The sequence below is a fragment of the Janthinobacterium kumbetense genome, from assembly GCF_023703445.1.
GTDB lineage: Bacteria > Pseudomonadota > Gammaproteobacteria > Burkholderiales > Burkholderiaceae_D > Janthinobacterium > Janthinobacterium kumbetense.
This window is the reverse complement of sequence record NZ_JAMQGR010000004.1, coordinates 136,092-161,311: the sequence shown is the minus strand read 5'-3', so window position 1 is coordinate 161,311 and position 25,220 is coordinate 136,092. Positions and strand designations below refer to the sequence as shown.

Sequence of the window (25,220 nt, the reverse complement as noted above, 5' to 3'; positions counted from 1 at the left end):
GCTTTTAAATATACTTAATTACCTAAATTGAACTAGAATTGCTTTTTATATTATAATGATGGCTTGCGCGATGGCGGTGTCTTGCTTTCCCGCCCTATTCGTCCCCCAATTCACCATAAGGCTGTCCATGAAAAAATTTGCCACACGTACCTTGCCGCTCATCAGCGCCGCCCTGTTTGCCTTCTCCTTCAGCGCCTCGGCCCAGGCCACCGTGATTGACCTCGGCGTCGCCAACGGCTACTCGGCCTTCATTTTCGGCAACATCGGCAGCAGCAACGCCAGCGGCTTTACCAGCGTCAGCGGCAGCCTGGCAGCCGGCGGCAATATCTATCTGGAAGGCTACAGCGTCGGCACGAACAAGAAGCCGGGCAGCGCCGCCAACACGCTGGTCGCAGGTAACAACCTGAACATCGGCGGCGGCAGCATCAACGGTACGGGCGTATATGGCGTGAGCAATGCCAACGGCACCGTGACGGCCCCATCGTGGTACCCAACGGGCACCTTCAGCAAGGGCAATGCTTCCACCCTGGACTTTGCAGCTGCCCAGCAGCAACTGACGACCCTGTCGGGCGATGTGGCCAAGCTGCAATCGAACGGCACCGTGATTTCGCAATACGGCGGCTTCAAGCTGGTAGGCGACATCAACGCCGACGTCAACGTCTTCACGATCAATGCAAACGACCTGCATAACCTGAGCCTGGACGTCTCGTCGCTGAAAAGCACGGCCAGCATCATCATCAACGGCACCGCCACCAACATCACCATGAGCGGCGGCTTCGACAATTTCGGCAGCTTCGCCGACCGTACGCTGCTGAACTTCGCCAATGCCACCACCACCAGCCTGAACAACGTTGGCATCAACGGCAGCATCCTGGCGCCGAACAGCGCGTTTTCCGGTTCGGGCAGCATGAACGGCACCCTGGTCGCCAATTCGGTCAGCTCGATCAATTATGGCCACGTCTCGATGAACGGCGCCGGCTTCAACACGGTGAACGTCTCGGCCGTGCCGGAACCAGGCACCTACGCCATGCTGCTGGCCGGCCTGGGCTTGCTGGCCTTCGTGCGCCGCCGCACGCCAGCGCGCGCACCGCAAGCCGCGATGGCCTGAGCTTTACGCTGAATCCATAAAAAACACCGGGCCGCGCGAGCGTCCCGGTGTTTTTTTATGCGCTGGCGAAAGACTTAGTCCCCGCTCAACCCCAGATCCGTCGCCACCTGCTTGCGCAGCAGGTATTTCTGGATCTTGCCCGTCACCGTCATGGGGAATTCCTCGACGAAACGCACATAGCGGGGAATCTTGTAATAGGCGATCTGCCCATCGCAAAAGGCGCGGATGTCGTCGCTGGTGGCCTGCGTTCCTGGACGCAAGATGATGCAGGCGCATAACTCTTCACCGTACTTGGCATCCGGCACGCCCACGCATTGCACGTCGAGCACGCTGGGGTGGCGGTACAGGAATTCCTCGACTTCGCGCGGATAGATGTTTTCGCCGCCGCGGATGACCATATCTTTCGAGCGGCCGACGATGCTGCAAAAGCCGTTGGCGTCGATCACGGCCAGGTCGCCCGTGTGCATCCAGCGCGCCGCATCGATGGCCTCACTGGTTTTTTCAGGATCGCCCCAGTAGCCCTGCATCACGGAATAGCCGCGCGTGAGCAATTCGCCCTTTTCGCCGCGCGGCACGATGCGCCCTTCCGCATCGACGATTTTCACTTCCAGGTGCGGATGGACCCTGCCGATGGACGACACGCGCATTTCGCGCGGGTCTTCGATCGCCGTCTGGAAACTGACGGGCGACGTTTCCGTCATGCCATACGCAATCGTGATTTCCGCCATGTGCATCAATTCGATGACCCGCGTCATGACTTCCATCGGGCATGGCGAACCGGCCATGATACCGGTGCGCAAATTCGACAAGTCGTATTGCTTGAAATCAGGATGGTCGAGGATGGCGATGAACATGGTCGGCACGCCGTGCAGCCCCGTGCAGCGCTCGGCCTGCACGGTTTCCAGCACGGCTTTCGGGTCGAAACCTTCGCCGGGAAACACCATGGCCGCGCCATGCGTGACGCAGGCCAGGTTGCCCAGCACCATGCCGAAGCAGTGGTACAGGGGCACGGGAATGCACAAGCGGTCCTGTTGCGTCAGGCGCATGGCTTCGCCGATGAAGAAACCGTTGTTCAGGATATTGTGATGCGTCAAGGTGGCGCCCTTCGGCGCGCCCGTGGTGCCGGACGTGAACTGAATGTTGACGGCGTCGTCAAACTGCAAGGTCGCGCTCACTTCTTCCAGGTGCGCCAGGTCGGCGTCGGTGATGCCGTCCATCAAGGCATCGAAATTGTGCATGCCGGGGGTGGCGGCCGCGCCCAGGCGGATGACGTGGCGCAATTGCGGCAAGCGCGGCGACTGCAGGGCGCCCGCGCGCGAACGGGCGATTTCCGGCACCACATCTTGCACGATGGCCAGGTAATCGCTGGACTTGAAGCTGGGCGACAGGATCAGCGCGCTGCACTGCACCTTGTCGAGCACGTATTCGAGTTCCGAACGCCGGTAGGCGGGATTGATGTTGACCATGATCAAGCCAGCTTTCGCCGTGGCAAACTGCGTCAGCACCCATTCGGCGCAGTTCTGCGACCAGATGCCGACCCGGTCGCCCGGCTGCAAGCCCAGCTTCAGCAAGCCGGCGGCCAGGCGGTGCACGCGCTGCTGGAATTCCAGATACGTCCAGCGCACGTTCTGGTGCGCCACGATCAGGGCGTCGTGCTGGCCGTAGCGGGCGGCGATGCCGTCCAGGTAAGCGCCTATCGTTTCGCCGATCAACGGCGTCTCGTGGGCGCCATGTACATAACTCATTGCTTGCATGCTGTCTCCAGGGTAATGGCGCGACGCGCTCTTCTTATGGTCATCGACTACAAAAATTATAGCCGCAACCGCCCCCGCCCTGCACCGGCTTGCTGTAATGTGCAGGCCAGCACACCCGACATTCACGGCACCATGACAGGCAACACGCAGCACCCGCCCGAACAGGGCTTCATCCTGACCCGCCACTGGCGCGACACGCCCGCCGGCACGGAGGTCGATTTCTGGCTGGCAACGGATGCCGGGCCCCGCCACGTGCGCCTGCCCGTGCAGACGGCCGTCGCCTTCCTTCCCATGGAGCAACAGGAACAGGCGCAACAGTTGCTGCGCGGCGAACGCCACGCGGAGCTGCGTCCCCTGTCGCTGTGCGATTTCCACCATCGCCCCGTGCTGGGACTGTACTGCAAGCAATACCGACATTTGCTGAAGCTGGAAAAGCAGCTGCGCGCGCACGGCATCGATGTGTATGAAGCCGACATCCGCCCGCCCGAGCGCTATCTGATGGAGCGTTTTATTACGGCGCCGGTGACATTCAGCGGAGAAACACTGCAGGAAGTGCAGCTGAAACCGGCGCCCGGCTACCGTCCCGCATTAAAACTGGTGTCGCTCGATATCGAGACGACGGCCCATGGCGAGCTGTATTCGCTGGCGCTGGAAGGCTGCGGCCAGCGCCAGGTCTACATGCTGGGCCCGCCAAACGGCGTCGACGGGGAACGCGACTTCGACCTCGAATACTGCGACTCGCGCGCACAGATCCTCGAACGCCTGAACACGTGGATGGAGCGCCACGATCCGGACGCCATCATCGGCTGGAACCTGGTGCAGTTCGACTTGCGCGTGCTCAAGCAACATGCTGAGCGTTATCAAGTCCCGTTGAAGCTGGGACGGGGCGGCGCCGTGATGGAATGGCGCGAACATGGCGGCAAGCAGGAGCATTATTTTGCGGCCGCCGCGGGCCGGCTGATCATCGACGGCATCGAAGCGTTAAAATCGGCGACGTGGAATTTCTCCTCGTTCAGCCTGGAAAACGTGGCGCAGACCTTGTTGGGCGAAGGCAAGTCCATCGACAATCCCTACCAGCGCATGGCCGAGATCGACCGGCGTTTCCGCGAAGACAAGCCGGCACTGGCGCGCTACAACCTCAAGGATTGCGAGCTGGTCACGCGCATCTTCGCCAAGACCGAGCTGCTGACCTTCTTGCTGGAACGGGCCAGCGTGACGGGCCTGGCGGCCGACCGCAGCGGCGGCTCCGTGGCCGCCTTCGAACATTTGTACTTGCCGCTGATGCACCGGCAGGGTTACGTGGCGCCCAACCTGGGCGACATTTCCGGCGAAAACAGCCCCGGCGGCTTCGTCATGGATTCGCAGTCGGGCCTGTACGATTCCGTGCTGGTGCTCGACTACAAAAGCCTGTACCCGTCCATCATCCGCACTTTCCTCATCGACCCCGTCGGCCTGGTGGTGGGCACCAGCGGCGACGAGGCCGACACCGTGCCCGGCTACCGGGGCGCGCAGTTTTCGCGTGTGAAACATTGTCTGCCGGCTATCGTGAAACAGGTGTGGCAGGGCCGCGAGATAGCCAAGCGCGAGCGTAACGCGCCGCTGTCGCAAGCCTTGAAAATCATCATGAACGCGTTTTACGGCGTGCTGGGCTCCAGCGGCTGCCGCTTCTTCGACCCGCGCCTCGCTTCGTCGATCACCCTGCGCGGCCACGACATCATGCACCGCACGCGGGAACTGATCACGGAACAGGGTTATCAGGTGATCTACGGCGACACGGATTCCACCTTCGTGTGGCTGAAAACGGCACATACGGATGAAGAGGCGGGCAAGATCGGCCGCGCCCTGGTGACGCATGTGAACGCCTGGTGGGATCAGCATCTGCGCGAGGAATTCGGCCTGGAAAATGCGCTGGAACTGGAATTCGAGACGCATTACCGGCGTTTCCTGATGCCCACCATCCGCGGCTCGGAGGAAGGCAGCAAGAAGCGCTACGCGGGCCTGGTGGGCAAGCCCGACGGCAGCGAGCAGATGGTCTACAAGGGCCTGGAAACGGTGCGCAGCGACTGGACGCCGCTGGCGCAGCAATTCCAGCAAGCCTTGTACCTGCGCATCTTCCAGCGCGACGCCTACCAGGACTATGTGCGCGACTACGTGGCGCGCACGGTGCGCGGCGAATTCGATGCTTTATTGGTCTACCGCAAGCGCCTGCGCCGCCCGCTCGACGATTACCAGCGCAACGTGCCGCCCCACGTGCGCGCGGCGCGCACGGCCGACGCCTACAACCTGGCGCAGGGCCGGCCGCTGCAGTACCAGAACGGCGGCTGGATCAGCTATGTCATCACGGTGGCGGGGCCGGAACCGCTGGAAACGCAGCGCTCGCCAATCGACTACCACCATTACCTGACGCGCCAGCTGCAGCCGGTGGCCGACGCGATATTGCCCTTCCTGGGCGATGATTTTTCGCGCCTCGTGTCCGGGCAGCAGGATTTGTTTTAGATCAATTTTACTGACCAGCATGACAAAGCTGAGGTAATATCGGCGCCTGCCGGGCTTATCTGCCCCTGCCCAACAGGCGCTGTGCGCCGCGGCAGCGTAAAATACGCCATGGCGAAAGAATAAGAACTGCACGAAGAAGAAGATGCCATTCCAGACGAGAATCGTTCGCAACAGGATTTTCCACGCTGAAATGGCGCATAATTTCACACTATGTTGAACCAGCGGGCGGCGCGTTTAGCCGTCTGCCCCGCTAATTTTTGAATGAATTGATACCATGACCGAGATCACGTCCTTAAGAGACATCCCGCAAAAAAATATCTTCCGCAAGGGCGACACCTTTGTGCTGTTCGGCGAGCTGTTCGGCCGCGGCTATGTGAATGGCTTGCTGGACGAAGCACGCAAGGCGGGCATGAATATCGTCGGCATGACGGTGGGCCGCCGCGATGAAAACATGGCGTTGCGCCCGCTGAACGCGGAAGAGCTGGCCGAAGCCGAAGCCAACCTGGGCGGCCGCATCATCAATGTGCCGCTGATGGCCGGTTTCGACCTGGACGCGCCTGCCGGCGAACCGACCCCGACGGCCCTGCTGGCCGACATGACCCTGAAAAGCTGGCAAGAAGACAAGCTGGACTGGGCGCAGATCGAACGCTGCCGCGAAGCCGGCATCGCCCGCTTCAGCGCTTCCGTGGCGAAAGCCATGGCCGAGCTGGACAGCCTGATTCCTGACGGCAGCAATGTGTATTTCGCCCACACCATGGCTGGCGGCATTCCGAAAGTCAAAGTCTTCCTGGCCATCGCCAACCGCATCTACAAGGGCCGCGGCGAGCGCTTCATGTCCTCGCGCGCCCTGCTCGACAGCGACCTGGGCAAGCTGATCCTGATGAACTTCGACGAAGTCACGGCCAACACGCTGCAACACCTGATCGACGGCAGCGCCGCCATCCGCGCCCGCATCGAGCAGACGGGCGGCCAGGTGCGCTACAGCGCCTATGGCTACCACGGCACGGAGATCTTGATCGACGGCAAGTACCAGTGGCAAACGTACAGCAACTACACGCAAGGCCTGGCCAAGATGCGCCTGGAAAACGTGGCCAAGGCTGCGTGGGAAAAAGGCATCAAGGCGACCGTCTTCAATTGCCCGGAAATCCGCACGAATTCGTCCGACATTTTCGTCGGCGTGGAACTGTCGCTGTTCCCCCTGCTCGACGCGCTGAAAAAAGAAGGCGGCGCAGCCTGGGCCGAAGAGCAATGGAAAATCTGCCAGGGCTTGCTGGAAGACGGCGTTTCGCTGCAAGACTTGCTCGATCGTATCGCCGCCTACAATGGCGACGCCACCAGCGTGCAATTCCGCAACTTCGCCGCCTGGCCGATGGACAACACGCCAGAGCTGGCCGAGGTCATGATCGGCACCTCGGACGACATCACCAAGCTGCACAAGGACCGCAAGGAACTGATCACCGACCACCTGAGCTCGCTGGTCCTGGAAGGCACGGGCCCGCTGATGTTCCACGCCATGTCGGAACCGCAAGCGCCCGTCGTCTGGCTCAACCACGACATCATCGCGCGCCAGCTGAACTCCGTGCATAACTGATTCCAGCATCGCCGCAGCCTGACCACGCCGTCCCCGGTTCGCGCCCGGGACGGCGTTTTTCATGCAAGGGCAGCGCCCGATTAATGGGCTAAACCGTTTGCCAAGCGAAAAACTTGCCGGATCACGATAAATCAGTGATAATGCGTCTCGCGTTGCCGGGATGGCGGAATAGGTAGACGCACGGGACTCAAAATCCCGCGCTGGAAACAGCGTGCCGGTTCGATTCCGGCTCCCGGCACCACCAGACATTGCAGTACCAGAAAACAACCACTCATTCTCAGGATCGGGTGGTTTTTTTTCGCCTGATTTTCCACACTTTCACCGCCCCCTCCGTGTCAAATGCGCACCCTGTGCACCCAACTTGCTAGTCACGCGCCGCAGCACCGGCCGCGCAGGCCCTGCAAACGGTAAAAATGGAGTATTTCATACTGTCAAGAAAATCTTGCATTGCAATAAAAAGATGTGGCTCAAAAGTAAATTAATTTATAGCCAATATTTCATTTTGCCGGAGCAAGCGGCATACTAAAGCCTCAGGCCCTCGCCCACTTTACGGCTCACGTCTGGGCATGCAAGCTGCCGTCATGCCTCGCCGTACGGGATGCTCAATGTCCATAAATTTTTCGATCCTACCTTCCGGTGCCTATGAACTCCCTCTCTGAACTTGCGTCCGCCACGAAGCACAATGACTTTGCCTATTTTCGTGAACTCAATGCGCGGCTGGGAACCCTCAAGGCGGCCAACTATGATGTGGCGTCAAAATGCAATTTGCGTTGCGAGGGTTGCCTGTTCTTCGAAGGCGAGGAAAACGAAGGACACGAAGACAGCCGTTCGCTTGCCGAATGGGATGCCCTGTTTGCCGCCGATGCGGCGCGTGGCGTCACGCTGGCCTACATGGCGGGCGCGGAACCGAGCCTGGTGCCCGACCGGCTGCGTGCGGCCCAAAAATACATCCCGCATGGCATTGTGTTTACCAATGGCACGATACGCTTGCCCGACGATATCTTTTATCGCATCCATATCTCCTCCTGGGGTGTCGATGAAATCGGCAGTTCATTGCGCGCCGGCGACGTGCTGACCAAGGCGATGAACAATTACCGCGACGACCCGCGTGCCGTTTGCGTGTTTACCATTACCTCCCTGAATATCAATCAGATCATGATCATGGCAGAGCTTGCCAACAGTCATGGCTTGCCGCTCACCTTCAGCTATTTCAGTCCCACCACCCGCTATCTGGACAAGCTGGAAAACAAGGCCGATAACGACAAGGCATATTTCCGCATCAGCAGTGCCACGCAAAGCCTGGCCCTGACGCAAGCCGACTTTACCCATGCACGCGCGGAAATTGTGCGCGCCATGCTGGCCTATCCGGAAACGGTGCAATACTCCCTGCACTATGACGACTGGGTCACGGGCGACAAGCTGTATGACATCGATCCCGTCACCAAGATCGCCAGGAACTGCGGTTTTCGCGTCACCAAGCAAGTGCATGTGCATGTCGATCATCAACCGGGCAAGGGCAAGTGCTGCAGTTCGAATATCGATTGCAGCAACTGCCGCGCTTATGCGATGGGACAATCGACCTATCTGTCGCGTATCCGTGAAGCCGTCAGAAAACCGGAAGAACTCGCCAAATGGCTGGAAGTGCGGGAAATCTGGGCCAAGCTGTTTTTGAACGCCAACAACTCGGCCAAGGCACGCCTGTAATACGATGAGTTTTACCTCGTACTGGTTTGCCCTCGCCTTCCTGCCCCTGTCCGCGTATGGCTATCGCCACTTGCTGTCGACAAGCCATGTCAAGCTGCTGCTGCCGCTGCTGATTTCGCTGGCTTTTTATTACCTCAACGATGCGCACAACCTGCTGCTGTTTTGTGCATCGATGGGCGCCAACTGGCTGCTCGCCGGCGTCATCGGCAGGAACCGCGGGAAAACCCGCTACCTGGCGCTGGCCATTGCGGGAAATTTATGTTTTCTTGCCGCGTACAAGTATGCGAAATTCTTTATCGTGCCCGGGATGGCGATCCCAGCCTTACCGCTGGGCATCTCGTACTTCACGTTTACGCAAATCGCCTTCCTGGTCGATACGGCGCGGGGACAGGCCCGCAGCACCAATCCGCTCGAATACGCGCTCTTCGTCGCCTGGTTTCCCCACTTGCCTGCCGGCCCCCTGCTGTCGCACAAGGACATGCTGCCGCAATTCCTGGCCGCGCCGGGCACGTCGTCGGCCTTGCATCCGGCGCCGCGCGACTATGCCGTCGGCCTCACCCTGTTTGCCATGGGCCTGTTCAAGAAATCCTGCATTTCCCCCATTTTCCTGTACGCGCAAGGCGACGTTTTCCTGCGCGCGGGACAAGGCGACCCCATCGGCCTCGTCGAGACCTGGATCGCCTGCCTGGGTTTCCTGTTTGAAACGTACTATGATTTTTGCGGCTATTCGGAAATGGCCATGGGCATCAGCCGCATGTTCGGCATCCACTTGCCCGTCAATTTCCATGCCCCGTTCAAGTCGTCCAGCCCGGTCGAATTCTGGACCCGCTGGCATGTGACCCTGGGTGCCTTCATGCGCGACTACCTGTATCGGCCCCTGACAAAAAAACGCCAGGTATGGCGGCATTACGCAGCCCTGTTCGTGGTGATGATGGCTGTCGCCATCTGGCATGGCGCCACCATTCCGCTGCTGATCTTTGGCATTTATCAAGGGCTGCTCGTCACGGGCAACCACGCCTTGCGGCGCTGGAATCTGGTGTCGCGCAAAGGCGGCAAGCTGCAGCACTGGGCCGGCAGGGCCTTCACGCTGGCGGCCATCGGCTTTTCCGTCAGCCTGTGGGCCACGCCAGACTGGCAGGAGGCCAGGCACGTCATGCTCGGCTTGCTGGGTGCCGGGCAGGCAAGCGCCTGGCCTGGAGGTTTTTTCGGCATCACCGCCATCCTCGCCGCCGTGGCATTTAACTGGTTCGCCCCTTCCCTGATCGACCTGATGGCGAAAGAGCTCCCCGCCTGGAGCGTGCAGCTGAAAAAGTCCACGACCAGCTCGCTGGCCTGGAAACCCAGCCTGGCGTGGGCGGTAGCAGTCGCCGTCGCGCTGTGCCTGGCGCTCATCAATTTGTCCGCTGTCAAAGAGTTCAAATATGCAGGGTTTTAATCAAGACATCCCCATCGCGCGCTTTTTCGCCTGCGTTTTTTTCATTACGCTCGGATTCGCGCTCCTTGTTGCCGGACTCGTTTTTATCGTCGATCCCTATGCCATCTGGCGGCACCAGCCGAGCCATAAGATCAATACCATCAGACTGGAGATTCCTAACAGTAGCCAGGCAAGCGCGGCTGTATTGCGCAGCACGCTGAACCCGCCTGACGTGCTGATTCTTGGTTCTTCCCGGGTACGGCGTGGTTTCAACGAAACGCTCGCCTCCAGCTTATACGGCGGCAACGTTCAAGTGGCTGGCATCGATGCCCTGCCGCTATCAACAGCCAGGGATCTGTTTTTCACCCTGAGCCAAGAGGCACGCATTCGAAGGCTGTATTTGGAAGTCAATTACCTCACATCCAATGCCTGCGAAACGAAAAATGAAAATGCGGTGACAAAAAATGAGCTCGACTTGCCGTTTCATTATCTGTCGCCCGAGAATGCCGTCATATACAGCCTAAGAACGCTGAAAATAAATCTGTTCCCTCCGCGCTCCTTCGACAGCTATTTTGACAAACAAGGACGTTACTATGACGATCAGGCAAAAGGGGCGACACGTGCAGGGGGAGCGCAAGCACATGAGTCGCGCTTTAAGCAGCTCTTCAAGACGATTGCAAGCGCTTGTCAAAATCATGCAAACAATGCCGCCGATATCAGGGATTTGACGGCCATCTTCCATCTCGCGCAAACCAGGCAGATAGAAGTTATTTTGCTGATTTTGCCTGTTAGCGAAAAATGGCAAACACGTATCCGCCAGGCCGGACTCGTGCCTCAAGCCGCGCAGTGGAAAAGGGAGGTCACCTTGCTCGCATCGCAATTCCATGTGCCTTTGCTTGACTATGAGCTGCGCAACGGTGAAAGTGATCACTCTGACAATACTTCTCCTTCCATGCCCATGTTTTGGGATGAGACGCACTTCTCAAACCGCCTGGGCGACCAGCTGTTACGCGCTATGCTGGACGCCAGCGGCCGCTCTTCCATCCGGCCAAAAATCCCCTGACACCGCAGCCTGCCCTCCAGGCCCGCCTTCACCGCCGCCCACCCCGTATCGATAATGCTGAAACGCACGGAATTGCGCTTGCTCCATCCGGCTATCCAAACGGCCGTACGCCAAACAGCACGCCATGCAGCCAGAACGCCAGCAGCAGCCACAGCGCACAGCCCGCGCCGACCGCGATCAGGGTGCCTGCCATGGTGCCGCCCTCGTACGCCACGCCGGCCGCGCGGTCGCGTTGCACGGCGGCATACAGATCGACTGACGACCAGACGAGAAAGCCGCCGAACAGCAGCACATCGGCCACATTGCCGTTGGCCAGCAGATGCGCGACGGCCCAGAATTGCGTGCCCAGCAACATGGGGTGGTGCACCAGGGTCTTGATATGGTTGCGAGGCACATTGGCCGCCGCCAATAAAATCAGCGAGAACAGCATCAGCAGGGCACTGATGTGGCGCAAGCCCATGGGCGGCGACCACAGCACTTGCGGCTGCTGGCGCGCCAGGGCGTAGCCCCAGATGATCAGGCCCAGCCCCACGAACGCCACGAGCGAATACAGGCCCTTCCAGCGCTTTTCGCCGAGGCGCGCCAGCTGGGCGCTGCGCCAGCCGTCGGCGACGATGCGCACCGAGTGCAAGCCCAGGAACAGCAGCAAACCGAGTATCAGCACCGTCATCGTCCACTCCCCAGTCCATATCCTCTATCCAGCATACCCGACATCATGGCCGGTGCCGTCCACGCAGATCAACGTTCTTCGCGATAATAGTCGCAGCCCTCGAACGTGGTGCGCAGCGCCTGCTGCAGCTGGGCGTAGCGCTCGGGCGTCAAGTTGAAACGCACGTCGATCTGGCCGTCGTCGTCCATCTGCATGGCGGCCTCGGCATCCATCTGCACGGACAAACGGTTCGGATGCAGAATCACGGCGTGCATGTGGCCGTACCAGGCAAATTCCTGGCCGCCATATTCGATGTAGGGCTCGTCCATGCCCATGGCCACGTCCTGCTCGTCATACTCGTCGGCGCGCTGCAGCATCAGGTAGACGGGCTCGCCTTTGCCGGCTGGCGCGGCCAGGGTGGTGATCAGGGCGTCGTCTTCGTTGATGACGGACAACTCGGTGGCGGTAAATCCTGCGGACATGGCGTGCTTTCAACAAATATGGGGATGGCGCCACCATAGCGCAAAAGCGGCACGGACGACATAGCGCGCGATGAATAAAGCCTGCCGTCACGAAAATCCATCGCCGCCTATAATTGCCGCTCCAAACTATTTCTACAGGAGACCGCCTTGACCGCAGCATCGCCCTACACCACCCGCCTGGCCATCCCTTCCATCGCCACCTACCAGCACCTGCGCGTCGCCGCCGGCCTGAGCGCGAAAACCAAGGATGCCGCGGCCAGGGGCTTGCCGAATTCCCTGTTTGCCGTGCAAGTGCTGCATGGCGACGAGGTGGTGGGCATGGGCCGCATCATCGGCGACGGCGGCTGCTTCTTCCAGGTCGTCGATATTGCCGTGCTGCCGGCCCACCAGGGCAAGGGCTTAGGCAAGCTGATCATGCGCGAAATCCGCCAGTTCATCGATCGCGACGTGCCGGAAAGCGCGTATGTCAGCCTGATCGCTGATGGCCAGGCGCAAGACCTGTACGCGCAGTTCGGTTTCAAGCACACGGCGCCCGCCTCCGTCGGCATGGCGCTGAAGCGCTAGGCGCCCGATGCCGGCCTGGCTGCTGTGCACCATGGCGCTGGCGCTGCTGTTGAGCGCCGCCGCCTGGCGCGCCGAGCGCGTGCGGCAAAGGCGCGGGCGCACGACGCGCTGGCTGTGGCTGGCGGCCATCGCCGCGTCCGCCATCGTGCCCCTGGCATGGCTGCCCGGCGTGCTGGCGGCCATGCCCGCGGAACAGGCGCAGCTGAAACTGGGCTGGTTCATGCTATCGAGCGGCATGTTGCTGCTGCTGGCGCTGCGCAGCGTCTGGCTGCTGTCGCACCAGCGCCGCTGGCAGAAAACATCGTTGCTGGGCACGCCCGTATACTTGAGTGGCGGCATCGGTCCCTGCGTGGCGGGACTGCTGCGGCCGCGCATCGTGATGCCCGTCTGGCTGCGATTGATTTCGTCCCAGCAACAAGCGCTGCTGCTGGCGCACGCCCAATGCCGGCTGGCCGCGCGCGACCCGCTGCTGCTGGCCGCGGCGTACGCCTTGATTATTCTCATGCCGTGGAATGTGCCCCTGTGGTGGCAGCTGCACCGGCTGCGCTTTGCCATCGAAGTCGATTGCGACGCGCGCATGCTGGCGCAGGGCCACGCGCTGCGCGACTATGCCATCGTGCTGCGCCAGCACGGCCAGTATTATTCGGGGCTGACGGGCGCCTCGCCCATCGTGCTGAACGACCCGCGCGCACTGCGCCAGCGGCGCCGCCTGATGGCCAGATTTACCCGGAACCGGGCGGCGAACTTGCTATAGTAGCGGCAACGCCGCGCAATGCGCCCGCGCCACCGGCTTCCCCTTCAGAAATCAGAGAGATACCATGCTTTACCTGCTTGCCATCGTGATCGTCATCGCCCTGCTGTACTACGTCTTCAGCGGCCGCACGCCCGCCAAACCGCTGCACAAGCCGCTCATGTCGGTGCGCCAGTACGTGCCGGCGATTCCTGCGGGCGCCCCCGCGCATCACTGGACCGACGAGGGGCGCTTTGCGTCGGAAGTGGAAAACGAATCGATGTACCAGCCCGCCATCGCCAAACTGGCAGGCGAGCATGGTCCCGGCAATGCGGAAGAGAAATGCCTGGCCCTGCTCGTCTGCGACGATGCCAACCCGTTCCAGGACAAGGCCATCGCCGTCTTCATCGATGGCCAGCTGGTGGGCTACCTGTCGCACAACGACGCGCTGCGCCTGCGCCGCAACCTGGGCCGCATGGACCTGGTGGGCCAGCTGACCTCGTGCGACGCCGTCATCCGCGGCGGCGGCCTGTGGAATGGCAAGCGCCTGTCGTATGCCGTCTGGCTGGACTTGCAGCCCTACAACTAACCGCTATCCCGCGCGCGCCAGCCTGACGGCGCGCGTGGCGATAAAGCTGGGCAGGTATTTTTCAATTTCAAAGCGCGGGTGGGGATGCATTTCCTCGTGGTATCCCGCCAGCATGAAGCCCGCCGCCAGCTGGCCGCCGATCTGGCTGTCCAGGCCGTGGCCAAAGATCAGTGCCTCGCCCCTTTCCATGCGCGCCGCCAGCGCATCGGCATCCATATCCGCCACATCCGAGTACGGCAGCACGAAACGGGGCCGTATCAAGCCCTGCTTCGCCCATTGCGGGTCGCGGTCGCCGATGAACACGGCCGGGTTGAAGAAACTGCTCAACAGCACGCCACCGTCCGCCAGCACGCGCGCGCATTCGCGCCACACGGGGGCGATATCGGGCACGTACTGGTTCGACACGGGATGGACGATGGCATCGAAACTGGCGTCGGCGAAGCAGGCCAGGTCGCGCATGTCGCCCTGCACGGTGACCAGTTGCAAGCCGTCGCGCTCGGCCACCATGCGGTCTTGCGCCAGTTGCTGCTCAGACAGATCAAAGACGGTCACATGCGCGCCGGCGGCCGCCAGCACGGGCGCCTGTTGCCCGCCGGCGCCGGCCAGGCACAGGATGCGCATGCCACGCACGTCATCCAACCAGCCGGCCGGCAAGGGGCCGGGCGTCAGGTGGATGAGCCACTGTCCGGCGCGCGCCGCCGCGATGGTGGCGCTGTCGACGGGCTGCGACCAGGGACTGTTCCGGGCCGCCTGGGCATCCCAGGCTTGCTGATTATGCCGCAAGAAGTTGTTACCTAAAGGCATCGTCATCCTTTCAGAAAAAAGCAGGACGCGAATGTAGCATGACACAAGGCAAGACGTCGCACTTTGCAAAAAAACCACACAATTCCTGACGGAAACTTCTTCGCCCGCACCGCCATTCCCTTGGTGCGGCAAGGCATACGCCCCACTTTTTCGCCTGCGCACGGCTTGCACGACAGAGAAAATAATTACAAATAAGATATTTGTTTCCAGAAATCTGGTAAGGTCATTTGCATCGGCCACCCGCAGCGATGGCCGGCCCCGATCCTGTTTTCAGCGCCACGACGCTCTCTTTGCCTGCCCACGATGATACCTGCCAGCGTCCAGCACCTGTTCCACCTGCCCGCCGACCCGGCCCAGCTGCACCACGGCCAGCATGCGCCGGGCCTGGTGCTGCTATCGCTCGTGATCGCCATTTTCACGTCGTGGATGGCCTTCCAGATGACGGCGTACAGCCGCGCGCAGGCGAGCATCAGCCGCCGCTTGCACTTGCTGTGCCTGCTAGCCGGCAGCCTGGCGCTGGGCTGCGGCGTGTGGGCCATGCATTTCATCGGCATGCTGGCCTTCGAGCTGGGCACCAGCGTCGCCTACGATCCGGGCCTGACCTTGCTATCCATCGTGCCCAGCGTGGCGGCCTCGTTCGTGGCCCTGGCCACCATCAGCCGGCGCGCCGTCACGGCGCCGCTGCTGCTCAGGAGCGGCCTGCTGGTGGGCCTGGGCATCGGCGCCATGCATTACACGGGCATGCACGCCATGCGCATGGGCCTGTCGCTGCGCTACGACCCGCTGCTGTTCGCGCTGTCGCTCGTCGTTGCCGTGGCGCTGGCCACCGTGGCCCTGTGGATACGCTTCGGCCTGCGCGGCTGGAGCGGCCGCATGTCTGCCTCGCGGCGCACCTTGATCAGCGCCGGCGTCATGGGTTGCGCGATTGCCGGGATGCATTACATGGGCATGCAAGCCGCCCGCTTCGTGGGGACGATTCCCCCAGGCAATGATGCCGATGCCAACCGGCCCATGCTGGTGATCAGCGTGACCCTGCTGACCATCGCCCTGACGATCCTCGTCGCCTCGGCCGTGGGCATCTTGCGCTACCGCGAACTGTTTCGCCACCTGAACCAGAGCGAACACTGGACGCGCTCGCTGTTGACGAGCACGGTCGACGGCGTCATCACCATCGACCGGCATGGCGACATCGTCGACTTCAACGGCGCCGCCGAGCGCATCCTCGGCTGGCGGGCGGCGGAAATTGTCGGCCGCCACGTCAGCCTGCTGGTCAGCGACGTGCGCCAGTCGGAACAGCAGGGCCTGCTGCACTACCTGCGCACGGGCGAAGGCGAGGCGGTCCACACCAGCGAGGAAATCGTCTACCTGCGCAAGGACGGGGTCCCCGTCGCCGTGCAGCGCTCGATGGCCAGCGCGCGCCTGGCCGACCAGGATTTATATGTGCTGTTCATTACGGACATCAGCGAACGGCGCGCCATGCTGGCCGCCCTGCGCGAAAGCGAGCAGCAGTTGCGCTCGCTGATCGGCAATCTGCCCGGCATCGCCTTTCGCTGCACCACGGCGGAAAACCAGCCCATGCTGTTCATCAGCGACGGCGTGGAAGCCATCACCGGCTATCCGCCCGCCGACTTTCTCGGCGCGGCGCCGCGCCGCACCATCACGGGCCTGATCGCCAGCGAAGAGCGCGCCTACGTCATCGATGTCTTCAACCGCAGCGTCGCCAGCGGCGAGCCCTACCTGCTCGAATACCGGCTGCTGCATGCGGACGGCACGGCGCGCTGGCTGTGGGAGCGGGGCACCGTCGTGCACGACGCGGCAGGCGCCGTGCGCTGGGTTGACGGCGTCATCCTCGACATCAGCGAACGGCGGCAAATGGAGGAAGACTTGCGCATGGCCAAGGAAAAAGCGGAGCTGGCGGCCGCCACGCGGGCCAGCTTCGTCGCCAACATGAGCCATGAAATCCGCACGCCGATGAATTCCATCCTCGGTTTTACCGATGTGCTGCTCGACTCGCCGCTGGCGCCGGAGCAGCGGCGCCACCTCGATACCGTACGCCAGTCCGGCCGCTCGCTGTTGCGCCTGCTCAACGAAGTGCTCGATACTGCCAAGCTGGACAAGGGCGCCGTGGCGCTGGAATTGCGCGACTACAGCCTGCTGGCGCTGGTCGACGAGCTGGCGTCCACGTATGGCATCCATGCGCGCGCCAAGGGCTTGCGCATGGAGGTGCAGTACGACCCGCAACTGCCGGCCATGCTGCATGGCGACGAATTGCGCATGCGGCAAGTGCTGGGCAACCTGCTCGACAACGCCATCAAGTTCACGCCCGGCGGCGCCGTCAGCCTGGCGGCGCGCCGCGACGATGGCCAGCTGCACCTGCTGGTGCAGGACAGCGGCATCGGCATCCCCGCGGAACGTCGCGACGCCATTTTCGATCCCTTCGTGCAAGCGGACGCCTCGACCACGCGGCGCTTTGGCGGCACGGGCCTGGGCACCACCATCAGCCGGCAGCTGGTGACCCTGATGCAGGGGCGCATCTGGGCCGATGCCGCCTTGCCGCACGGCAGCGTGTTCCACGTCATGCTGCCCTTGCTGCCGGCGCGCCAGGCGGCGCTGCCCGCCAGCGAACGGCGCAGCGTGCGCCTGCCGCCCCTGCGCGTGCTGGCCGCCGACGACGTGCCGCAAAACCTGGAACTGCTGAGCTTACTGCTGGGCAAGCGTGGCCACACGGTGGTCACGGCCGGCGATGGCGCGCAAGCCTTGCAGCTGGCGCAGCAGGATGACTTCGACGTGCTGCTGCTGGACTTGCAAATGCCGCACATGGATGGCCTGGCCGCTACGCAAGCCATCCGTGCCGCCGCCCTGCGCGACGGACGCCCGCGCGTGCCCGTGATCGCCATGACGGCCAGCGTGCTCGAAGCGCACCGCAAGGCGGCGCGGGCGGCCGGCATGGACGGTTTCGCCACCAAGCCCGTCGAATGGCAGGCGCTGGCGCTGGAAATCGCGCGCGTGCTGGGCCTGGCGGCGGACCCGGCCGACGATAGCCACGCGCCGCCCCCCGCTGGCGGACGGGTGCTGCACCATGCGGGCGCCCTGCAGCGCTGGGCCGGCAACGACAGCGCCTACCGCGCGGCGCTGGCCCGTTTCGGACGCGAGCATCCGCGCCTGCCGCCCGCCCTGCTGGTCGCCATCGAGGCGCGCGACCACGCGGCGCTCTTGTCGCACAGCCACCAACTGCGCGGCGTGGCCGCCAACCTGGGACTGGAGCAACTGGCCGCCAGCCTGGCGGCGCTGGAGCAATGCTGCGCCGGTCCCGGTGCCGTTCCCGCCACGGCGCAGCAGCTCGACGAAATCCTGGGCGCCCTGCTGACGCAATGGCCGGCGGCAACGGCCGCCATCGCCCGGCTGGCGCCGCCTGTCTTGCCGGCGGCAACGGCGGCGGCCATCGACGCGCCCGCCGTCCGGCAAGCGGCCAATGCCCTGTTAAGCGCCTTGCGGCGTGGCGAACTCGATGACGCGGCGCAAGCACAGTTGCAGCACGCCATGGGCGCGCAAGCGGACGAGCTGGCGCCGCTGCTGCATGCCATCGACGACTTTGATTTCCCCCAGGCACAGTCGCTGCTGCACGACTTGCTGCACACCTACGCCCCGGAGTCCCCATGAATGCACCAGCCAGGCCCGTGATTCTCATCGTCGACGATGAGGCGGCCAATTTGCAATTGCTGCGCCAGATCTTGCAGAACGACTATGCGCTGCTGTTCGCCAAGGATGGCGCGCGGGCGCTGGCACTGGCGCAGCAGGAGCGCCCGGCCCTGATCCTGCTCGACGTGATGATGCCCGGCATGAGCGGCCACGACGCCTGCCGCCAGCTGAAGGCCGCGCCGCTGACGGCCGCCATCCCCGTCATTTTCGTCACGGCCCTGAACGACATGCGCGACGAACTGAGCGGTTTTGAGGCGGGTGCCGTCGATTACATCACCAAGCCGCTCAGCCCCGCCATCGTGCGCGCCCGCGTGCGCACGCACCTGTCGCTGGTGCGCATCGATGAATTGAAGGAAACGCGGCTGCAGATCGTCCAGCGCCTGGGCCTGGCGGCCGAATACAAGGACAATGAAACAGGCTTGCACGTGATCCGCATGAGCCATTACGCACGCCTGCTGGGCGTGGCCGCCGGCATGGACGAGGCCGCCGCGGACGACCTGCTGCACGCGGCGCCCATGCACGACGTGGGCAAGATCGGCATCCCCGACCGCATCCTGCAAAAGCCGGGCAAGCTCGACGCGGACGAATGGAGCATCATGCAGACGCACGCGCGCATCGGCGGCGACATCATCGGCGAACATGCGGAAGGCGGCATGCTGGCGCTGGCGCGCGCCATCGCCGTGTCGCACCATGAAAAATGGGATGGCAGCGGTTACCCGAACGGCTTGGCAGGCGAAGCGATCCCGCTGGCGGGGCGCATCGTCGCCGTGGCGGACGTGTTCGACGCGCTGACCTCGGTGCGCCCGTACAAGCGCGCGTGGTCGGTGACGGACGCCGTGGGCTATCTGCAAGCGCAACAAGGCAGCCATTTCGATGCGCGGCTGGTCGACCTGTTTGTCGGGGAACTGCCCGCCATCGACGCCATCCGGCTGCGCTGGGCAGAGAAAGCGGAACACCTCGCGCCCGCTTGAAGAGTGAACTCCCGCCACGGCCAGCGTTGTTGCGTCACACAAGCAAGTGCCGGACAGATGGCGCCGGCGCCGATGCAGACCACTGGAGGGGCCAGGAGTTCAATGCCATTATGGCTGGCGGCGGAGCAGGCATTTTGATGCACATCAAACAGCTTGCACTTTCCTGGCTGCGCACTTGCAGATGGCCCTGGCCTCTCTTTTTTTGACTTACATCAAGCCCAGCATAAGAAAAGCCCCGGCCAGCACGGCAATGCTGGACTTGCCCGTGTTGCCGTTCTAGCCTTGTTGCCATCCTGACTACCGAGTGACAACATGGCTTACAAATCCATCCTCGTCCACGCCGACCTGTCGCGCCATGCGCCGCAGCGCATCGCCATCGCGGCGCGGCTGGCGCACGCGCACCAGGCGCACCTGATCGGCGCCGCCATGACGGGCATGTCGCGCTTTACCCTGGAAAACAACCGCGGCATGCGCGGCGGCGCCGTGGCGGCGCAGATTTCGGCCTTGCACGGGCAAGCGGAACAGGCGCTGGACCAGTTCGAGACGCTGGCGCGCCAGGCCGGCGCCGCCTCGCTCGAGCGCCGCCTGATCGAAGACGACGAGGATGGCGGCATGGCCGTCAGCGCCCGCTACAGCGATCTGACCGTGCTGAGCCAGCACGACGACAGCGAAGCCTTGCCCGGTGCCATGAGCGACCTGGTGCCCTACGTGATGCTGAATGCGGCCCGTCCCGTGCTGATCGTGCCGCGCAGCGGCCAGTTCGCACAGGTGTACAACACGGTCGTGGTGGCCTGGGATGGCAGCATGGAAGCGACGCGCGCCATCGGCCACGCCCTGCCCCTCTTGCGCGCGGCGCGCCTGGTGGTGCTGGCCCTGCTGCACCCGCCGGTCGGCCACGCGCAGCCGGCGCGCCATCCGGGCGCCGACATCGCCGCCTACCTGAGCCGCCATGGCGTGCCCGTCGAAGTGCGCCCGGCCGTCGCCACGGGCGACATCGGCGCGGCGCTGCTGGCCATGGCCGCCGAAGTGCATGCGGACCTGCTGGTGATGGGCGGCTACGGCCACGCGCGCTTCCGCGAAATCCTGCTGGGCGGCGTGACGGAAACCGTGCTGCGCCAGATGACCTTGCCGGTGCTGATGGCGCACTGACACCAAGCGCGCTCCATGTCGTTGCACAATGGGTATACTTGCCTGTTTATCCATATCAAAGCAATGTACATGAACCAACAACTCCTCAATTGGGGCAATAGCCTGGTGCCGTTCGGCGGCGAACTGCTGTGGACCGCCCTGCCGTGGATGCTGCTGTGCAGCGCGGCCGGCTTCGTGCTGGCGCTCGGCATCTGCTACCAGCTGGCCAGAAAATGCCTGCTGGTGCGCCGTCCCCGCGCCTGGCATGTGGCCGCCAAGCTCAGCTATGTGCTGATCCTGCTCGCGCTGCCGCTCCTCGGTGCCGGATTTGGCGCCGTGCACAGCGTGCACCGCGTGGTCAACCAGGCCCTCGAGCGCGACTTGCAGCCCGTGGTCGAGGCGCAGATGCCGGCGCTGCGCGTCTACCTGGAACAGCAGGTCAAGCTGATCGCCCCGGGCCAGCCCATCAGCGTGCGCAGCCTGCTCGAACCGTTCGTGCAAGGCATGTATTACCAGCCCACGTCCAGCAGCTACTGGGAACGCAGCAAGGCGCGCTGGATCAATGAATTCATTCTGCGCCGCGGCAGCGTGCTGCTGACCCAGGTGCTGCAGGAACAGCTGATCGCCAGGGTCGGCCTGCTCGGCGAAGCGCTCAAGGGCGCCAACTTCCGTGGCCAGGCGACGGGCGAGCTGGCCGCGCTGGGCACCGACCTGGCCGTGCGCCTGACCACCGACGTGGCGCGCCATGCCGACTTCAGCAAACTCGACAAGTCAGTGCCGATGATTTTCATCGACGCCATCAAACGGCAAGCCGGCGCCTATTTCAATTCGCTCAAGATCACGCTGGGCCTGTTCGCGCTGGCCGCGCTGCTGCTGGTATGGGGCGAGATCATGCTGTACCGCCATTACTACCTGCGCCGCCATCCGCCCGCCGCGGCCCTGCCCGTGCCGCCCATGTAAAAAAAGCCGCGCCTCCTTGCGGATGGCGCGGCTTTCAGGCGGCAGCTAAACCCTTAGGCTTTGCGCTGCGCCACGGCGTCGACGACGCACAGGGCCGTCATGTTGACGATGCGGCGCACGGTGGCCGATGGCGTCAGGATGTGCACGGGCTTGGCGCAACCGAGCAGGATCGGACCGACGGCGATGCCGTTGCCGGCCGCCGTCTTCACCAGGTTGTAGGCGATGTTGGCCGATTCGATGTTCGGCATGACCAGCAGGTTGGCGTCGTTCTTCAGTGCCGAATTCGGCATGATTTTCTGGCGCAGCTTGCTGTCGAGGGCCGTATCGCCGTGCATTTCGCCGTCGATTTCCAGGTCCGGCGCGCGTTCCTTGATGATGGCCAGCGCGGCGCGCATCTTTTGCGCCGAAGCGCTGTCGCTGGAACCGAAGTTCGAGTGCGACAGCAGGGCTGCGCGCGGCGACAGGCCGAAACGGGTCATCTCTTCGGCGGCCATGATGGTGATCTCGGCCAACTGGTCGGCGTCCGGATTTTCATTGACGTGCGTGTCGACCATCACCAGCTGGCGTTCCGGCATGATCAGCACGTTCATGGCGGCGTAGACATTGCTGCCGGCGCGCTTGCCCAGCACCTGGTCGATGTATTTCAGGTGCAGCTGGGTGGTGCCGAAGGTGCCGCAGATCATGCCGTCGGCGTCGCCCTTGTGGATCATCATCGAACCGATCAGGGTGTGACGGCGGCGCATTTCCAGTTTAGCGTATTCCTCGGTGACGCCTTTGCGGCTCGTCATGGCGTAGTACGTATTCCAGTAATCGCGATAGCGCTCGTCGAAGTCCGGGTTGATGACGTCGAAGTCGACGCCTTGCTTGAGGCGCAGGCCGAACTTCTGGATGCGCGCTTCGAGCACCGGTGGACGGCCGACCAGGATGGGACGCGCCAGTTTTTCATCGACCACCACTTGCACGGCGCGCAGCACGCGCTCTTCTTCGCCTTCGGCGTAGACGATGCGTTTGAGTTCGGCCGGCGTGGATTTGGCCATCAGGAACAGCGGCTTCATGAAGGTGCCGCTGCGGTAGACGAATTGCTGCAGGCTGTCCGCGTACGCTTGCAAGTCCTTGATCGGACGCGTGGCGACGCCCGAATCCTCGGCCGCCTTGGCGACCGCCGGCGCGATCTTGATCAGCAAACGGGGATCGAACGGCATCGGGATCAGGTATTCAGGACCGAACGACAGGTTGCTGATGCCGTAGGTGGTGGCCACGATGTCCGACTGCTCGGCATGCGCCAGGTCGGCAATCGCGTGCACGACGGCGATTTCCATCTCGCGCGTGATGGTGGTGGCGCCGCAATCGAGGGCGCCGCGGAAGATGTACGGGAAGCACAGCACGTTGTTGACCTGGTTCGGATAGTCCGAACGGCCCGTGGCGATGATGGCGTCGCTGCGCACGGCCTTGACTTCTTCCGGCAGGATTTCCGGATTCGGGTTGGCCAGCGCCAGGATCAGCGGGTTCGGCGCCATCTTGCGCACCATGTCTTGCTTCAGCACGCCGCCGGCGGAGACGCCGAGGAAGATGTCCGCGTCCGGGATGATCTCGGCCAGGGTGCGCAGCGGCGTGTCTTGCGCGAAGCGTTCCTTGTCCGGGTCCATCAGTTCCGTGCGGCCCTTGTAGACGACGCCGGCCAGGTCGGTGACGTAGATGTTTTTCAGGGGGAAGCCCAGGTCGACGATCAGGTCCAGGCAGGCCAGCGCCGCGGCGCCAGCGCCCGACACGACCAGCTTGCAATCCTCGATCTTCTTGCCGACGGCTTTCAAGCCGTTCAGGATGGCCGCGCCGACGATGATGGCGGTGCCGTGCTGGTCGTCATGGAAGACGGGAATCTTCATGCGGTCGCGCAGCTGGCGCTCGATGTAGAAGCACTCGGGCGCCTTGATGTCTTCCAGGTTCACGCCGCCGAAGGTCGGTTCCAGCGAAGCGATGATGTCGACCAGCTTGTCCGGGTCCATCTCGTTGATCTCGATGTCGAAGACGTCGATGCCGGCGAACTTCTTGAACAGCACGCCCTTGCCTTCCATCACCGGCTTGGCGGCCAGCGGGCCGATATTGCCCAGTCCCAGCACGGCCGTGCCGTTGGTGATGACGGCCACCAGGTTGCCGCGCGCCGTATATTTATAGGCATTTGCCGGATCGATGACGATTTCTTCGCAGGGAGCGGCCACGCCTGGCGAGTAGGCCAGCGCCAGGTCGCGCTGGTTGGTCAGTTGTTTGGTCGGCGTCACGCTGATTTTGCCGGGGCGCGGGCACTCGTGATACTCGAGTGCGGCCAAGCGCAATTGTTGACGCAATTCTTCTTTTTTATCAGATGACGAATCCATGCTGTGCTGCCTTCCTGTTTGGTCGATCGGGTGTTCCGGATTTTATCAGACCGATTCTTTCAATTAGCTAGGTATTTTCCGCTAGCCACAGTCTGATATCACGAAAACGCATAACCTAGCATTGTAAGGCCGTGCGGCGGCACAAACGTCCTGAACAGGAAAAACTATCGAATTTTAGATTTCAATTAGTTTTTATGATGGAATATCGGCGGCGCACCAAAGCGGCAGCGCGGCGACGGCCCGCTCGATATCGTCCATGTCGTCCGCGCCGAGGGTGCCGTCGAACGGCGCGGACAAAATGCGGCGCATCAGCGCCAGGCGCGTCGTCGCTTGCTGCGCGTCGATGAAGCGCGTCGTCTCCGCGCAATACTGCGCGCGGCGCAGGGCATCGGCGCCGTCATCGTCGCCGTCGGGATAATAATGGCGGCCGATGTGCTGCAGCGACTGCAGCAGGAATTCGATCTCGCGCAGGATGCGCAGCGCATCCTCGCCGGACAGCACGATGCGGCGGTTGGCGGGCAGCAGGGACGGCGGCGCGGCCCGGTTATTCAAAATTTTCATCGGTCAGGAAGGCATAGCCGTCATCGATCAGCATCTGCAGATACGAGTCGAAGCTGTCGGCGATGACCAGGTAGCTATCGGGATCGTGCAGGAAGCGCACCACCTGCCCCACCTTGCCGGACGCCGTGGGCGTGAAATCGATATACAGCCGGGACGAGCCGCCATTGTTCATGCAATGCGAAAAACACAGGCGCTGGCCCTGCTTGATGCCGGCGTCGATGCGGGCGTCGACAATGCCGGGATCGTCGTCCAGATAATGGCCGTAGATGTCGGCGATGCTGCGCTGGTTCGCCTGCCCATCCTTGAGGATCTGCTCGACGGAGCTCAGGTAATACGGATACTCGAACACGTCCGAGCCCAGCATGTATACCAGCACCGTGCCGCCCGCATACTTCTGATAATAGGTGCCGTTGTACAGGCCCAGCAAGCGCAGCAGGCTGTCCGGGCACAGCGGATACGTTTCGCGCAGGCTGGCCAGTTGCGCCGCGCTGGCGCCGCTGGCCAGCGCCAGCTCCGCCAGCGGCTCGGGCGGCATGGCCTGGCGCAATCCTGTCAAATAGTGGTCGACGATGTTCATGGGC

The 25,220-nt window shown here is 62.9% G+C and carries 20 protein-coding genes and 1 tRNA gene; 14 read left to right on the top strand and 7 right to left on the bottom strand.

Features of this window, described 5'->3' with window-relative positions:
* The first annotated feature begins 127 nt into the window (after positions 1-127).
* Entirely contained in the window at positions 128-1,108 is a 981-nt protein-coding gene (locus NCG91_RS14360; RefSeq protein ID WP_251350165.1) for a choice-of-anchor A family protein, read from the top strand.
* Positions 1,109-1,182: 74 nt separating this feature from the next.
* Here the strand turns inward: NCG91_RS14360 and NCG91_RS14355 are convergent, their stop codons facing one another.
* Positions 1,183-2,862 (bottom strand): AMP-binding protein, encoded by a 1,680-nt coding sequence (locus tag NCG91_RS14355; protein WP_251350164.1) that lies wholly within the window; start codon positions 2,860-2,862, stop codon positions 1,183-1,185.
* A 132-nt stretch (positions 2,863-2,994) separates the two neighbouring features.
* Between NCG91_RS14355 and NCG91_RS14350 the strand changes: the two genes are divergently transcribed.
* From NCG91_RS14350 to NCG91_RS14325, 6 genes are all read left to right on the top strand, one after another.
* Positions 2,995-5,358: a DNA polymerase II gene (locus tag NCG91_RS14350; RefSeq protein ID WP_251350163.1), complete on the top strand. Its 2,364-nt coding sequence runs from the start codon at positions 2,995-2,997 to the stop codon at positions 5,356-5,358.
* Between the two features lie 274 nt (positions 5,359-5,632).
* Positions 5,633-6,949, top strand: coding sequence for an enoyl ACP reductase FabMG family protein (locus NCG91_RS14345; protein ID WP_152282894.1), 1,317 nt, complete (start codon positions 5,633-5,635; stop codon positions 6,947-6,949).
* Between the two features lie 154 nt (positions 6,950-7,103).
* A tRNA-Leu gene (locus tag NCG91_RS14340) sits at positions 7,104-7,190 on the top strand.
* Positions 7,191-7,591: 401 nt separating this feature from the next.
* Positions 7,592-8,653 carry a radical SAM family protein gene (locus NCG91_RS14335; RefSeq protein ID WP_251350162.1) on the top strand — a complete coding sequence of 354 codons (1,062 nt, stop codon included), beginning with the start codon at positions 7,592-7,594 and terminating at the stop codon, positions 8,651-8,653.
* Positions 8,654-8,657: 4 nt separating this feature from the next.
* A complete protein-coding gene (locus NCG91_RS14330; protein ID WP_251350161.1) occupies positions 8,658-10,088 on the top strand; it encodes an MBOAT family O-acyltransferase in 1,431 nt (476 codons plus the stop codon).
* Complete coding sequence (locus NCG91_RS14325; RefSeq protein WP_251350160.1) at positions 10,075-11,130, top strand: hypothetical protein; 1,056 nt, start codon at positions 10,075-10,077, stop codon at positions 11,128-11,130. The genes NCG91_RS14330 and NCG91_RS14325 overlap by 14 nt, the downstream gene beginning before the upstream one ends.
* A gap of 91 nt (positions 11,131-11,221) precedes the next feature.
* Here NCG91_RS14325 and NCG91_RS14320 read toward each other — a convergent pair whose 3' ends face one another.
* Both NCG91_RS14320 and NCG91_RS14315 read right to left on the bottom strand, forming a co-directional pair.
* A complete protein-coding gene (locus NCG91_RS14320) occupies positions 11,222-11,800 on the bottom strand; it encodes an NnrU family protein (RefSeq protein WP_251350159.1) in 579 nt (192 codons plus the stop codon).
* Positions 11,801-11,868: 68 nt separating this feature from the next.
* A complete protein-coding gene (locus tag NCG91_RS14315) occupies positions 11,869-12,261 on the bottom strand; it encodes an Imm10 family immunity protein (RefSeq protein WP_077408640.1) in 393 nt (130 codons plus the stop codon).
* Between the two features lie 147 nt (positions 12,262-12,408).
* On the opposite strand from NCG91_RS14315, the gene NCG91_RS14310 reads away from it, so the two are divergent.
* The 3 genes from NCG91_RS14310 (at position 12,409) to NCG91_RS14300 (ending at position 14,144) form a co-directional block, all read left to right on the top strand.
* Complete coding sequence (locus tag NCG91_RS14310; protein WP_251350158.1) at positions 12,409-12,825, top strand: GNAT family N-acetyltransferase; 417 nt, start codon at positions 12,409-12,411, stop codon at positions 12,823-12,825.
* Positions 12,826-12,832: 7 nt separating this feature from the next.
* A complete protein-coding gene (locus tag NCG91_RS14305) occupies positions 12,833-13,579 on the top strand; it encodes a M56 family metallopeptidase (RefSeq protein ID WP_251350157.1) in 747 nt (248 codons plus the stop codon).
* A gap of 64 nt (positions 13,580-13,643) precedes the next feature.
* Positions 13,644-14,144, top strand: a complete 501-nt coding sequence (locus NCG91_RS14300; protein ID WP_034780522.1) for a hypothetical protein — start codon at positions 13,644-13,646, stop codon at positions 14,142-14,144.
* A 3-nt stretch (positions 14,145-14,147) separates the two neighbouring features.
* Here the strand turns inward: NCG91_RS14300 and NCG91_RS14295 are convergent, their stop codons facing one another.
* Positions 14,148-14,954: a class I SAM-dependent methyltransferase gene (locus tag NCG91_RS14295; protein WP_251350156.1), complete on the bottom strand. Its 807-nt coding sequence runs from the start codon at positions 14,952-14,954 to the stop codon at positions 14,148-14,150.
* Between the two features lie 297 nt (positions 14,955-15,251).
* On the opposite strand from NCG91_RS14295, the gene NCG91_RS14290 reads away from it, so the two are divergent.
* From NCG91_RS14290 to NCG91_RS14275, 4 genes are all read left to right on the top strand, one after another.
* On the top strand, positions 15,252-18,608 hold the full coding sequence (locus NCG91_RS14290; RefSeq protein ID WP_251350155.1) for an MHYT domain-containing protein: 3,357 nt from the start codon (positions 15,252-15,254) through the stop codon (positions 18,606-18,608).
* Complete coding sequence (locus NCG91_RS14285) at positions 18,605-19,618, top strand: response regulator (RefSeq protein ID WP_251350154.1); 1,014 nt, start codon at positions 18,605-18,607, stop codon at positions 19,616-19,618. The genes NCG91_RS14290 and NCG91_RS14285 overlap by 4 nt, the downstream gene beginning before the upstream one ends.
* Before the next feature lie 312 nt (positions 19,619-19,930).
* Positions 19,931-20,767 (top strand): universal stress protein, encoded by an 837-nt coding sequence (locus tag NCG91_RS14280; RefSeq protein WP_251350153.1) that lies wholly within the window; start codon positions 19,931-19,933, stop codon positions 20,765-20,767.
* A gap of 69 nt (positions 20,768-20,836) precedes the next feature.
* The gene (locus NCG91_RS14275; protein WP_251350152.1) at positions 20,837-21,706 is read left to right on the top strand and encodes a hypothetical protein; all 870 of its coding nucleotides are present in this window, start codon (positions 20,837-20,839) and stop codon (positions 21,704-21,706) included.
* 53 nt (positions 21,707-21,759) lie between these two features.
* On the opposite strand, the gene NCG91_RS14270 is transcribed toward NCG91_RS14275, so the two are convergent.
* The 3 genes from NCG91_RS14270 to NCG91_RS14260 form a co-directional block, all read right to left on the bottom strand.
* Positions 21,760-24,078: an NADP-dependent malic enzyme gene (locus tag NCG91_RS14270; protein WP_099666388.1), complete on the bottom strand. Its 2,319-nt coding sequence runs from the start codon at positions 24,076-24,078 to the stop codon at positions 21,760-21,762.
* A gap of 192 nt (positions 24,079-24,270) precedes the next feature.
* On the bottom strand, positions 24,271-24,639 hold the full coding sequence (locus NCG91_RS14265) for a hypothetical protein (RefSeq protein ID WP_251350151.1): 369 nt from the start codon (positions 24,637-24,639) through the stop codon (positions 24,271-24,273).
* On the bottom strand, positions 24,623-25,216 hold the full coding sequence (locus tag NCG91_RS14260) for an SMI1/KNR4 family protein (protein ID WP_251350150.1): 594 nt from the start codon (positions 25,214-25,216) through the stop codon (positions 24,623-24,625). The genes NCG91_RS14265 and NCG91_RS14260 overlap by 17 nt, the downstream gene beginning before the upstream one ends.
* Positions 25,217-25,220 lie beyond the last annotated feature (4 nt).